The following is a 12,621-nucleotide window of genomic DNA, read 5'->3' as shown; positions in this document are numbered from 1 at the left end:
CGCGCGGTTCCGCTTTGGCAGCAAGTGGCGTAAACAGGAGCGGTTGCAGGCAATCGCCTCGGGGGAGGGAGGGGACGTGAAAAGACCATCGATCGGGGACGTGGCGCGTCATGCCGGCGTCTCGACAGCGACCGTGTCGCGGGCCCTGAACGCGCCCGAGACGGTGACCGAAAAGACGCGCCGCAAGGTGACTGAAGCCGTCGAAGCGCTGCACTACGTGCAGTCCGAAACCGCCCGCAATTTCAAAAAGCAGCGCGCCAATGCGGTACTGGTCGTCGCCAACGATATCGGCAACATCTATTATTCGGAGATCTTCAGGGGCATTCAGCGCCGGGCCGAGGCGTCGAACTATTCGATCACCATCACCAACCCCAGCCCCGGCGGCACCCAGGAACTGATCCTTTCCAATCTGCGCACCGCCAAGGTGGACGGGGTGATCATCCTTTCCGGCCATGAAATCGCCGATCACGATCTTGCGCTGCTCAAAAAGCTCTATGCCGGCACGCCGCCGATCGTCGCCATGAGCGAGGAGCGCGGGCTTATGCGCGTGCCTCACATCCTGATCGACAACGAGCGGGCCGGCTATATCGCGGGCCGGCATCTGATCGAGATGGGGCATACAAGGATCGGGCACGCCTATGGTCCGCACCGGACGCCGGTGCGGCGGGCGCGCGCCAACGGGCTGCGCCGGGCTATGGGAGAAGCCGGAGTTGCGATCAACGACACATGGTTTTTCGAAGGGGGGTTCAATGCCATCGGCGGACGGGCCGCCGCGCAGAGCTTTCTTTCGCTCAAGGACAAGCCGACGGCGATTTTTGTCGCCAATGACGAGGCGGCCATGGGGTTCATTTCACAACTGCATCGCTATGGGGTCTCGGTGCCGGGCGATCTGTCGGTGATGGGGTTCGATGACATCGTTCTCGCCGACACCTATGTGCCAGGACTGACCACGGTGCACCAACCCAAGGAGGAGATGGGCCGCCACGCCATGACCCTGGTGCTCGACATCATCGAAGGACGGACGCGGGCCGACCTGCCGATCATCGAGCTGCCGGTGCATCTGGTGCCGCGCGATTCAGTGGCGCGGATCGCGTAAGCATGTCCAATCCGCCGATTGGCGGGCTTGAGAAACTGTGCTAGGCGAAAACCGACTGCCTCACTCAAGTTAAGCCTCTGGCGTTGAAGACCCCGCTCGTATTTTCCATCTCCCCGCGCGGCGACGAGATTGCCCGGCATGTGGCGCAATTGCTGGGTGCGCCGGTGCATCTGTGCGGCGCGGGCCGTGAGGACGCCGCTCCCCTGGTGGCGGTTGCTTACGCGCAGGGCGCGCCGATCGTCGGCGTTTGCGCCGCCGGCGTACTGATCCGGTTGCTGGGGACGGATCTGGGCGACAAGGTATCCGAGCCGCCGGTGCTGGCGGTATCCGCCGACGGCAAGGTGGCCGTCCCCCTTCTGGGCAGCCATCGCGGCGCCAATGCATTGGCCCGCTGGATCGCCGATGGGTTTAGCGGCTTTGCGGCGGTCACGTCCCTTTCCGATACGCTTTACGAATTTTCCCTCGACGACCCGCCGCCCGGCTATGTGGTAGCCGACCCCAAGGCGGTGCGGCCGCTGATGGCGGCGCTGCTCAAGGGCGAAAAACTCCGGGTCGAAGGACTCTCGGGATGGCTGGAACTCGCCGGATATCCTGTTTCGGAAGAAGGCAGCCAGCTCCTGCGGCTGAGCGAGAGCCCGAGGCAAGGACCGGGGCTGCTGGTGCATCCCCAAACCGTCGTGGTCGGCTTGGGGTGTACCAGCAAGGCTGTTGCCCCGGATGTGATCGGGTTGGTCGAAGCGGTGCTCGCAGATGCCGACATCGCCCCCGGCGCGGTCGCGGCGCTGGCGACGATCGACAGCCATGCCAAGACGGGTGCGCTGATCGAAGCAGCGGAGCATTTCGGCGTGCCGTTGCGTGTCTTCACGCGGCGCGAGATCGAAAGGGAGAGAAAGCGGCTCGAGACGCCATCGGCAACCGTGGAAGCCGCGACGGGGCTGGCGGGCGTATGCGAGGCGGTGGCCCTCAAGGCCGGAACGCTGATCACGCCCAAGCGGATAGCCGGCAACGTCACCTGCGCCCTGGGCAAGGCCGATACCCCGATCGATATCAGCCGGTTCGGAAAAGCTGCCCGATAGCTTCGCGCGCCTGAGCCACGGTCTGAACGGTTTCGGCTTCGGGCAGTGCCGGACGGGCGATCATGATCACAGGAACGTTGAGCTGGGCGGCGGCGGCGAGCTTGGCAGCCACCTGGAGACCGCCGGAATTTTTGCTCACCAGATGCGTGATGGCGTTGGCGGTCAGCACCGCCTTCTCCTGGGCAAGGGTGAACGGACCACGATGGGCGATGATCGTCCATTCGGGGGGAAGGTCGGCCGGAATTTCGATCATTCGGGCAAAAAACGTGCAGTCGGCGCGTTTGCGGAAGGGATCGAGATCCTGCCGGCCGACCGTCAGCAATACCCGGGAGTCCTCGGGCAGCACATCGGCGGCCGCCTCCATGTCGGGAACCTCCAACCAGATCGCGCCTTGGGGCCTGGACCATGCCGGCCGTTCGAGGCGGACCAACGGAACATTGGCGGACGACGCGGCGGTAGCGGCGTTTGCCGACATACTGGCGGCGAAGGGATGGGTGGCATCGACGAGAAGATCGATCGCCTGCTCATCGAGATAGGCGGCCAGGCCCCGCGGACCGCCGAACCCGCCGATGCGGATTTCCCCGGGTGGCAGGGTGGGGGCTTGGGTGCGTCCCGCCAGAGAACTGATGACGGCATGACCGTCCACGACCAGCGCGGCGGCGAGTTCGCGCGCTTCCCCCGTGCCTCCGAGGATCAATATGCGGCGCTGGTGGGCGTTGTCGTTGCTCGTCGTCATGTCCTGGCTCTATACACCAGTATGAACTGATGGCGGATGTGATTTGATGTTTCGATGGCTGCGGCGCAGGTTTTTGGGCCAAGGGCACTTCGCCCGGCTCGATGCCGCCCATTTTCCCGCTTTCGAGCCGGGCACGGTCTGGCTGGTGGGGGCAGGACCAGGTGCGCCGGGACTGATCTCGCTGCTCGGCTATCACGCGCTGGGGCAGGCGGATGTGATCGTCTATGACGCCCTGGTCGGCGGCGGTTTGCTGGAGATGGCCAACCCTTCGGCCGAAAGGATCTATGCCGGCAAACGTGGCGGCAAGCCCTCGCCCAAACAGGCCGACATCACCCTGAGGCTGGTCGAGCTGGCGCGGGGCGGCAAGAAAGTGCTGCGTTTGAAGGGCGGCGATCCGATGATGTTCGGACGCGGCGGGGAGGAAGCCGAGACACTGGCGCGCGAGGGAATCGCGTTCCGGATCGTTCCCGGTATCACCGCCGGCGTGGGCGGGCTGGCCTATGCCGGGATTCCCGTCACCCATCGCGACACCAATCAGGCCGTGATCTTTTTGACCGGGCACGACGAGAAGGGCGGTGTGCCCCAGGGCGTGGACTGGCAGGCGGTGGCGACGGCGGCCCCGGTGATCGTCATGTATATGGCGGTCAAACATTTGGGCTCGATCGCCGAAAAGCTAATCGCGGCGGGACGTGATCCTGGCGATAGGGTGGCGATCGTTTCCAATGCGGCCTCGCCCGCTCAATCGGTGCTCGAGGCCACGCTCGCCCAAGCGGGGGCACTGGGGGAACGGCAGGATATTCCCACTCCTGCCATCGTCGTTCTCGGCCCGGTGTCGCGCTACCGGGAGGCGTTCGACTGGTATCGCGATGCACTCAAGGAGAACACCCTTGGCTGAGCCGCGCGGGCTGATTATTGCCGCGCCGCGTTCGGGCTCGGGCAAGACGGCGATAACGCTGGGGTTGGCGCGGGCGCTGGCTAATTCCGGCTACCGCGTGGCGCCGGCCAAGACCGGGCCGGATTATATCGATCCGGCGTTTCTGGCCGTCGCGGCGGGGTCAGCGGCGATCAATCTCGACCCCTGGGCCATGGATGCGGCAACGCTGCGCGGTCGGGCCCGGGCCCATGCCGAGGGCTATGACACGCTGCTTGTCGAAGGGGTGATGGGGCTGTTCGACAGCGCTATGGACGGCACGGGATCGACCGGAGATCTGGCGGCGACGCTGGGATTGCCGGTGGTTCTGGTGGTCGATTGCGAGAAGCAGGCGCAGTCGGTGGCGGCGCTGGTTTCGGGCTTTGCCGGGTGGCGCGAGGACGTGCGGGTGGCCGGAGTGATCCTCAATAAAGTAGCCTCGGACCGGCATGAAACGATGTTGCGCGAGGCGCTGGCCAGGACCGGATTGCCCTGTCTTGGGGCGGTTCCGCGGCGGGCCGACCTTGTGCTGCCCGAGCGGCATCTGGGGCTGATTCTGCCCGGCGATGTTGATGGTGTTGAAGGCTATGTCGAGCGCATGGCTGCGGTATTGAACACCCATGTTGATTTTCGCCTGCTCGGGGCCATCGCCGAGCCGGTTATAAAGGCTTCAGCGGTGCCGAGTTTGCCCCCTTTGGGGCAGCGGATCGCCATCGCCCATGACGCCGCTTTCGCCTTTGTCTATCCGCATCTGCTCGGGCATTGGCACCAGGCTGGCGCCAGCCTTTCGTTCTTTTCGCCGCTGGCCGATGAGGCGCCGGAGGGCGATGCGGATGCGGTGTTCCTGCCGGGGGGGTATCCGGAGCTGCATGGGGGGACGCTGGGAGCGGCGGAACGGTTCAAGGCGGGGGTGCGCGCGGCTGCCGGACGCGGGGCGCTCGTCTATGGCGAGTGCGGCGGGTTCATGGTGCTGGGCGAGACGCTGGTCGACCGCGAAGGGGTGAACCATGCCATGGCCGGACTGCTGCCGGTCGAAACGCGCATCGACAGGCCCCGGCGGGTGCTGGGGTATCGGCGGCTGAGCCATGCCTCTCCGCTGCCTTGGCCCGAAAAACTGCTCGGGCATGAGTTCCACTATTCCAGCCACGCGCCTTTCGACCTGCCGCCGCTGTTTGCGGCCACTGACGCGGTTGGCGAGCCGTTGGAGCCGATGGGCGCACGGGTGGGAAATGTCATGGGATCGTATGCGCATGTGATCGAGGGGGCGCGGCCATGACCGCCCGGACGCTGATGGTGATGGGGACGGGCTCGGACGTGGGCAAGTCGCTGATCGTGGCGGGGCTGTGCCGGGCGTTTGCCAATCGCGGATTGTCGGTGGCCCCTTTCAAGCCGCAGAACATGTCCAACAATGCCGCCGTTACCGAGGGTGGCGGCGAGATCGGGCGGGCGCAGGCGTTGCAGGCGCGGGCGGCGCGCAAAAGTCCGGTGACGGCGATGAACCCGGTGCTGCTCAAGCCCGAAAGGGAAACCGGGTCGCAATTGGTGGTACGCGGCAGGCGGGTGGCGTCGATGGGCGCGCGGGAATATTTCGCGCGGCGCGGGGAGCTGATGCCCCAGGTGCTCGAAGCCTTCGGGGAACTGGCACGGGGCAATGATCTGGTGATCGTCGAAGGCGCGGGGAGCGCTTCGGAGGTCAATCTGCGGGGTGGCGATCTCGCCAATTTCGGCTTTGCCCAGGCAGCCAGTGTGCCGGTGGTGCTGGTGGGCGATATCCATCGCGGCGGGGTGATCGCCTCGATCGTTGGGACGTTCGCGGTGATCGAGGCCGGGGATGCCGAACTGATCGCCGGGACGCTGATCAATAAGTTCCATGGCGATCCGAGCCTTTTCGATGCGGGGCGCAAGATCATCGAGGAGCGGACCGGCAAACCGTGTCTCGGCGTGGTGCCCCATTTCGATGGGGCGCGGCACCTGCCCGCCGAGGACGTTCTGGCCCTCGAACATGCCGATGTGGGCGAGGGGGAAACGGTGATCGCCGTGCCGCGGCTGGCCCGGATCGCCAATTTCGACGATCTCGATCCGCTGCGCGCCGAGCCGGGGGTGCGGCTGGTGATCGTCCAGCCCGGCGAACCGCTGCCGCGCGAGGCCACATTGGTGATTCTGCCGGGGTCGAAGGCGACGCGCGCCGATCTCGATTTTCTTCGGGCGCAAGGCTGGGATGTCGATCTCGCCGCCCATGTTCGCGCCGGGGGCCATGTGCTGGGGATTTGCGGCGGCTATCAGATGCTTGGCCACACGGTGGCCGACCCCGGCGGCATCGAAGGCACGGCGGGGGAAACGGCGGGACTGGGATTTCTCGATGTTTCCACGCGGCTGGAGGGGCAAAAGCAGCTCAGGCTCGAACGGGCGGAGGACGCGGTTTCGGCCCTGCCGCTCGCCGGCTATCACATGCATATGGGCGTGACCGAAGGCGACGACACCCTGCGGCCCTTTGCCTATGTGGATGGGGCGCCCGAGGGCGCGCGCTCGGGTGACGGGCGGGTGATGGGTACTTATCTGCACGGTCTGTTCGCTGCCGATCAATTCCGGCGCGATTTTCTCAAGCGCCTGGGGATCAAAGCCGATCCGCTGCTTGATTTCGATGCCAGGACCGATGCGACGCTCGATGCGCTGGCTGCCCATCTCCAGGCGCATATCGATCTCGATGCGGTGCTGGCATTGGCGCGGGAGCCGAAGCCGTGATCGCGCTGCTGGCGGCGGTGGTCGAGCGGCTGGTGGGCTATCCCCATTGGCTGGTCGACAGGATCGGCCATCCGGTCATCTGGATCGGCAGGCTGATCGAGGCCCAGGACAAGCGGCTCAACGATCCCGAGGCCTCCTTCGACGGCCGGAAGATGCGCGGGGTGGTGGCCATTGCCGTGGTGGTGCTGGCGGTGCTGATCGTTGCGCTCGGCATTCAATCCCTGCTGCGCTTTTTGCCGTTCGGCTGGGTTGTCGAAGTCCTGCTGGCGTCCTCGCTGATTGCCCAGAAGGGGCTGCGCGATGCGGTGAGCGATGTGGCGCGGGCGCTCGGCGAGGAGGGCATCGAGGGCGCGCGGCGCGCGGTGAGCCATATCGTGGGACGCGATACAAGCGAACTCGATGAGGCGGGGGTGTCGCGGGCCGCGATCGAGACGCTGGCGGAAAACACCTCGGACGGGGTGATCGCGCCGCTGTTCTACCTTGCGCTGTTCGGGTTGCCCGGGGCGGCGGTCTATAAGGCGATCAACACGGCGGATTCGATGATTGGGCACCGCGATGAACGTTATGAAGCCTTCGGCTGGGGAGCGGCCAGGCTCGACGATCTGGTCAACTGGATCCCGGCGCGGCTGACGGCGGTACTGTTTGCGCTGGCGGCGCGGGGGATGCCGGGCGCCGATGGCGACGCGGCGTGGGCGGCGGCGCGGCGCGATGCAACCAAGCACGCCTCGCCCAACGCCGGATGGCCGGAAGCGGCGATGGCCGGGGCTCTGGGGTTCGGGCTCGGTGGGCCCCGGTCTTATGCGGGGGAAACGCTCGATCTGCCGACGATGGGGGAGGGGCGGCGGGATCTCACGGCCGAGGACATCGCGACGGCGATCGGGCTTTTCGACCGGGCTATGATGATCGCGCTGGGAGCGCTGGCGGTGTGGGCGCTGGCGGGTGTCGTATTGTGACCATCTGTCGGGGTGGTGTGTGGCGCATAGGCTGCGCCCCCCTCATCCCCGGCCCTTCTCCCACCAGGGGAGAAGGGGGCTCTTGGGGAAGCGTTGCGGCTGGGGCTCAGGCGCTGAGTGTACTGGATCCCGGCTCAAGGCCGGGATGACGGTTGGAGGTGGTGTGATGGTGGGGATAAGCAGTTGGGCCGCCGGAGTCTTCGACGCTGAAGCGTGGTGAGGGTTGGAGACGGTGCAGTGCCCTACCTCACCCCAACCGTGTCACCCCGGGCTTGACCCGGGGCCAGGTATGCGCGCCGGTTCCGGCTCTTGCCATGACGCAAGCTCAGCGCCCCCCTCATCCCCTGCCATTCGAGCGTAGCTCTCATGGCCTTCTCACCTCCAATCGTGCCACCGGCACGATTGGCCAAAGGACGGTTCGAAGTCTCCCACCAGGGGAGAAGGGGGCTCTTGGGGGAGCGTTACGGCTGAGGCTCAGGCGCTGTGATCGCGTTGTCCCTCTTACCCTTCTCCCCTGGTGGGAGAAGGGGTTCCTGGGGAGCGTTGCAGCAAGAGTCTCTTCGCTCGTGGACTCCAGCCTCCCGTCGTAAGGGCGACAAGGGGGATGCGGGAGAAAGAGCCGGGAGCGGCGCGCATACCTGGCCCCGGGTCAAGCCCGGGGCGACAGAGGTGGGGTGAAGGAGGACGGCACAAGCAGTTTGGTGGGACACTCACCTCTCGTCGTCATTGTCGGGCCTGACCCGACAATCCGCAACGCTGCTGGTGGTGCGGGAGAGGTTCGAGGACACACTCCTTCTGAGGGCGCCGAGGACTTGCGGGTCTCCGGGTCGAGCCCGAAGACGACGAGGTTGGGAGGGTGGGGATAGGGTTCAGGCGGTTGCATGTAGCCGGCTCAGGGCCCCTTTATTCCCGGCCCTTCTCTTAGAGGGGCGCTCTTGGGGAGCGTTGGAGCAAGAATCTCGTCGCTCGTGGTCTCCAGCCTCTCCTCTCGTCATTGTCGGGCTTGACCCGACAATCCGCAGCGCTGCCGGCGGTGCGGGAGGGCGCGTGTTGAGGGGGCTGCTGAATTCCGGGGGGACGAGCCCCCCGGATGGAGGGGGTCAAAGTTCGGGGGCTTCGCCCTTGACGACGAGGGGCAGGCCGGCGACGACGAAGTAGACGTTTTGGCAGATGCCGGCCAGTTCCTGATGGGCGGCGCCGGCCAGGTCGCGGAAGGTGCGGGCCAGGGCGTTGTCGGGGACGATGCCCAGGCCGACCTCGTTGGAAACGATGATGATCTGGGTGTTGGTTATGCCCTCGAGCACTTCGACGAGCGTATCGACTTCGTCGGCCACGTCGCGCTCCATGCTCAAGAGGTTGGTGATCCAGAGCGTGAGGCAATCGATGAGGATCACGTCATGGGCCTGGGCGGCGGCGAATATGGCCTGGGGAAGCTCGAGCGGTTCCTCGATGGTGGCGAAGCGCCCCTCCCGGCTCCTCTGGTGCGCGGATACCCGCTCCATCATCTCGTCGTCGAGCGCTTCGGCGGTGGCGAGATAGGCGGGCGCGGTGCTGTTGCGGGTCGCGATGCGCTCGGCGAGCGCCGTCTTGCCCGACCGGGCGCCACCCAGAACCAGGATATGACCGTTCAATGTCTTTTGCCCTCCGCTGGCGGTAATGTATCAGAATGTCGTGCCTTGTGTTCCGTTTCGCAACGACCCTGCCATCCCCCTGAGACCGATTTACGATTTGACCTCATAATACTTTCGTCCTATGCGCAATCCCAGTATGGTCCGCCGGCAATCAGGAGCTTTTCCGATCGTGCCCAAATACTTTCTCGGCGTTGATGGCGGCGGCACCAATTGCCGTATCCGGCTCGCCGACGCCAATCTTTCGACCCTTGCCGAAGCCCGCGGCGGACGCTCCAATCTTCAGCTCGAAAACGGCGATCCGGCCTATGTCTCGATCCGGGAAGGCACGCGCCAGGTCTTTGCCATGGCCGGGGTCGATTTCGCCGAAACGGTCAATACTCATGCCTGCTTCGGCATGGCCGGGGCGCGCCTGCCCTCGGCGCGCGAGGCCTTTGCGGCGCGTGACTGGCCCTTCGCGAAAGTGACGGTCTATGACGACATCGACATCGCCCGCGCCGGCGCCCATGAAGGCGAGGACGGGGCGGTGATCATCGTGGGCACGGGCTCGGCCGGCATGGCGCTGGTTAAGGGCAAACGCTACCAGGTCGGCGGCTGGGGCTTTTATATTGGCGACCAGATGTCGGGCGCGATCCTGGGGCGCGAGCTGGTGCGCCATGCGGTGGAAGCCACCGACGGGCTTGTCGAGGGTTCGCCACTCACCGAAGCGGTGATCGAAAAGCTCGGCGGGAGCCTCGACGCGGTGATGGCCTGGAGCTTCGACAAACGCCAGCCGGCCGATTACGGGGCGCTGATGCCCCTGTTCATCGAATATTTCGAAAAGGGTGATCCGGTGGCTGCCGAGCTCATGGAAATCGAGCTCGGCTATATCGATCGCTATGTGAATTATTTCAAAGCCCGGGGCGCCGAAAAGCTCGCAATCGTGGGCGGGTTCGGCCAGAGGCTGCTGCCGCTGCTCTCGATCCGCTATGGCGACTATGTCTGCCTGCCGCGCGCCGAACCTTTGCACGGCGCGGTGATCCTGGCCCGCCAGAACGCCGACGCCGAAAACGCTATTTAAGACGGAGGGACCGTCCTTGTCCGCACGCATCATTCCGGTTCAACCATTCGACTATGTCGTTTTCGGCGCCACGGGCGATCTGACCAAGCGCAAGCTGATCCCGGCGCTTTATCACCGCTTCGCCGACGGCCAGTTCGACGAGCGCTCGCGCATCATCGGGGTGTCGCGCTCCGAATTGAGCGATGCCGACTTCCAGAAGATCGCCCGCGAGGCGGTGACCGAATTCGTCGGCAAGGAATATCGCGACGACAAGACCCTCGCCCGGTTCGTCTCGTGCTTTTCCTATGTCGCCAACGATGTGACCGACCAGACCGGCTGGGCCGATCTGGAGAAGACCCTGCGCACCGATCCCGAGATCGTGCGCGCCTTCTATCTGGCCGTCGCGCCCTCGCTGTTCGGGCCGATCTGCGATTATCTCGACAACAAGGGCTATTGGCGGCGCGACGCCCGCGTGGTGGTGGAAAAGCCTCTCGGGCACGATCTCGAATCCTCGATGGAGATCAACGACCAGATTTCCGAGGTTTTCGCCGAGGACCAGGTTTACCGTATCGACCACTATCTGGGTAAGGAAACGGTCCAGAACCTTCTGGCCCTGCGGTTCGGCAATATCCTGTTCGAGCCGATCTGGGACGCCGCCCATATCGACCACGTGCAGATCACGGTGGCCGAGGACGTGGGGGCGGGAACGCGCGGCTATTATGACGATTCCGGCGCGCTGCGGGACATGGTGCAGAACCATCTGATGCAGCTTTTGTGCCTGGTCGCCATGGAGCCGCCGGCGTCCGACGACGCCAACGCCCTGCGCGACGAAAAGCTCAAGGTGCTGCGCTCGTTAAAGCCCATCACCGGCGACAACGTCGCGCGCGCCACGGTGCGCGGGCAGTATCGCGGCGGGGCGGTCAATGGCGGGTCTGTGGCCGGCTATCAGGACGAATTGCCGGCCGAAAAGCGCGGCTCGCGCACCGAGACCTTCGTGGCCATCAAGGCCGAGGTGGAAAACTGGCGCTGGTCGGGCGTGCCGTTCTATCTGCGGACAGGCAAGCGGCTGGCGAGCCGGGTGTCGGAAATCGTCATCCAGTTCCGCGCCATTCCCCATTCGATCTTCGACCATGCCGAGGGTGCGCCACGCGCCAACCGGCTGGTGATCCGGCTGCAGCCCGACGAAGGGGTGAAGCTCTTCCTGATGATCAAGGATCCCGGCCCCGGCGGCATGCGGCTGCGCGAAGTGCCGCTGAACCTCTCGTTCGCCGAAACGTTCCACGAGCGCACGCCCGAGGCCTATGAGCGGCTGTTGCTCGATGTGATCCGCGGCAACCAGACCCTGTTCATGCGCCGCGACGAGCTCGAAGCGGCCTGGCGCTGGATCGATCCGATACGCCAGGCCTGGGACAATGCGTCAGATGCCCCTCAGACCTATACTGCGGGAACATGGGGGCCGACCGGGTCGGTGGCGCTGATCGAACGCGACGGGCGCACCTGGCACGAAGGGGATTATTAACGACGCCTTCGGCGTCGCCCCCCTCATCCGCCCCTTCGGGGCACCTTCTCCCACCAGGGGAGAAGGGGTAGCTCGGGCTCCTCGGCTCTGAGCCCCCCTCTCCCCTGGTGGGAGAGGGGATGGGGGTGAGGGGGGCGCAGCCTTTCGGCACGTACAGGAGTAAGAGAGAGAGCATGACCATCGAGCGGAATGTATTTTCGACCAAGGACAAGCTCGCCCAGGCCCTGGCCGATGCGGTGGCCGAGAATTTGAACGCCGGGCTCGATGAGCGGGGCGAAGCTTCGCTCGCCGTTTCGGGTGGCTCGACGCCGAAGCGGTTCTTCCAGGTGCTTGGCGCGCGCGACGATATCGACTGGGAGAACGTTACAGTGACCCTGGTCGACGAGCGCTGGGTGGATGAGAGCTCGGACCGCTCCAACGCGCGGCTGGTCAAGGAGAACCTTCTGACCGGTTCGGCGGCGGCGGCCAAATTCGTGCCGCTTTATGCCGGAACGGAAGAGCCCGATGCGTCCGGCATTGCCCAAGCCAATGGCGCCGTGGCGCAGGTGCCGGTTCCCTTCGATGCCGTCATCCTGGGGATGGGCAATGACGGGCATACCGCCTCGTTCTTTCCCGGTGGCGATGCGCTCGAAGAGGCGCTCAATGCCGAGGGGCCGGTCGTTGCGATCCGCGCGCCCGGCGCTGGCGAACCGCGCGTGACCTTTACGCTTGCGCGCCTTTTGCAGACCCGCGCCCTCTATCTTCACATCGAGGGCGAGGAAAAAGCGCAGGTGCTCGACAAGGCGCTCGAGACCGGACCGGTGGAGACCATGCCGGTGCGCGCCGTGCTGTCCCAGAGCCATATTCCCGTTTCCCTCTACTGGTGTCCCTGAACGCCAGAACGCGTTTCGTTTCTGACCTCCAACACCCTCGCTAAGGAGGC

The 12,621-nt window shown here is 65.4% G+C and carries 11 protein-coding genes; 9 read left to right on the top strand and 2 right to left on the bottom strand.

Going from position 1 to position 12,621, the window contains the following annotated elements:
• Positions 1–76 precede the first annotated feature (76 nt).
• A complete protein-coding gene (locus NO934_RS06055) occupies positions 77–1,096 on the top strand; it encodes a LacI family DNA-binding transcriptional regulator (RefSeq protein WP_309162931.1) in 1,020 nt (339 codons plus the stop codon).
• Positions 1,097–1,179: 83 nt separating this feature from the next.
• A complete protein-coding gene (locus tag NO934_RS06050) occupies positions 1,180–2,172 on the top strand; it encodes a cobalamin biosynthesis protein (RefSeq protein WP_309162930.1) in 993 nt (330 codons plus the stop codon).
• Here the strand turns inward: NO934_RS06050 and NO934_RS06045 are convergent.
• Positions 2,144–2,908, bottom strand: a complete 765-nt coding sequence (locus NO934_RS06045) for a cobalt-precorrin-6A reductase (RefSeq protein WP_309162929.1) — start codon at positions 2,906–2,908, stop codon at positions 2,144–2,146. The two genes, NO934_RS06050 and NO934_RS06045, sit on opposite strands and share 29 nt — an antisense overlap.
• Before the next feature lie 46 nt (positions 2,909–2,954).
• Between NO934_RS06045 and cobA the strand changes: the two genes are divergently transcribed.
• From cobA to cbiB, 4 genes are read left to right on the top strand one after another with little or no spacing between them, the layout of a single operon-like run.
• Positions 2,955–3,803 (top strand): uroporphyrinogen-III C-methyltransferase, encoded by an 849-nt coding sequence (gene cobA, locus NO934_RS06040; RefSeq protein WP_309162928.1) that lies wholly within the window; start codon positions 2,955–2,957, stop codon positions 3,801–3,803.
• Positions 3,796–5,094, top strand: coding sequence for a cobyrinate a,c-diamide synthase (locus NO934_RS06035; RefSeq protein WP_309162927.1), 1,299 nt, complete (start codon positions 3,796–3,798; stop codon positions 5,092–5,094). The genes cobA and NO934_RS06035 overlap by 8 nt, the downstream gene beginning before the upstream one ends.
• Positions 5,091–6,560 (top strand): cobyric acid synthase, encoded by a 1,470-nt coding sequence (locus NO934_RS06030; RefSeq protein ID WP_309162926.1) that lies wholly within the window; start codon positions 5,091–5,093, stop codon positions 6,558–6,560. Before NO934_RS06035 ends, NO934_RS06030 begins: the two co-directional genes overlap by 4 nt.
• Positions 6,557–7,513 (top strand): adenosylcobinamide-phosphate synthase CbiB, encoded by a 957-nt coding sequence (gene cbiB / locus NO934_RS06025; RefSeq protein ID WP_309162925.1) that lies wholly within the window; start codon positions 6,557–6,559, stop codon positions 7,511–7,513. The genes NO934_RS06030 and cbiB overlap by 4 nt, the downstream gene beginning before the upstream one ends.
• A 1,100-nt stretch (positions 7,514–8,613) precedes the next feature.
• Here the strand turns inward: cbiB and cobU are convergent.
• Positions 8,614–9,144 carry a bifunctional adenosylcobinamide kinase/adenosylcobinamide-phosphate guanylyltransferase gene (gene cobU / locus NO934_RS06020; RefSeq protein ID WP_309162924.1) on the bottom strand — a complete coding sequence of 177 codons (531 nt, stop codon included), beginning with the start codon at positions 9,142–9,144 and terminating at the stop codon, positions 8,614–8,616.
• Between the two features lie 169 nt (positions 9,145–9,313).
• Between cobU and NO934_RS06015 the strand changes: the two genes are divergently transcribed.
• From NO934_RS06015 to pgl, 3 genes are all read left to right on the top strand, one after another.
• Positions 9,314–10,201, top strand: coding sequence for a BadF/BadG/BcrA/BcrD ATPase family protein (locus tag NO934_RS06015; protein ID WP_309162922.1), 888 nt, complete (start codon positions 9,314–9,316; stop codon positions 10,199–10,201).
• A 16-nt stretch (positions 10,202–10,217) separates the two neighbouring features.
• Positions 10,218–11,699 (top strand): glucose-6-phosphate dehydrogenase, encoded by a 1,482-nt coding sequence (gene zwf, locus NO934_RS06010; protein ID WP_309162920.1) that lies wholly within the window; start codon positions 10,218–10,220, stop codon positions 11,697–11,699.
• Positions 11,700–11,872: 173 nt separating this feature from the next.
• On the top strand, positions 11,873–12,571 hold the full coding sequence (gene pgl / locus NO934_RS06005) for a 6-phosphogluconolactonase (protein WP_309162918.1): 699 nt from the start codon (positions 11,873–11,875) through the stop codon (positions 12,569–12,571).
• Positions 12,572–12,621: the final 50 nt, after the last annotated feature.

Origin of the sequence: Pelagibacterium sp. H642, assembly GCF_031202855.1 — a bacterium.
GTDB lineage: Bacteria > Pseudomonadota > Alphaproteobacteria > Rhizobiales > Devosiaceae > Pelagibacterium.
The sequence above is the reverse complement of the archived record's forward strand: the minus strand, read 5'-3'. Positions and strand labels throughout refer to the sequence as shown.

What these genes read in the sequence shown, in the direction of transcription:
- NO934_RS06045 (WP_309162929.1), bottom strand. Translation starts at nt 2,908, where the DNA reads ATGACGACGAGCAACGACAACGCCCACCAGCGCCGCATATTGATCCTC.
- cobA (WP_309162928.1), top strand. Translation starts at nt 2,955, where the DNA reads ATGTTTCGATGGCTGCGGCGCAGGTTTTTGGGCCAAGGGCACTTCGCC.
- NO934_RS06030 (WP_309162926.1), top strand. Translation starts at nt 5,091, where the DNA reads ATGACCGCCCGGACGCTGATGGTGATGGGGACGGGCTCGGACGTGGGC.
- pgl (WP_309162918.1), top strand. Translation starts at nt 11,873, where the DNA reads ATGACCATCGAGCGGAATGTATTTTCGACCAAGGACAAGCTCGCCCAG.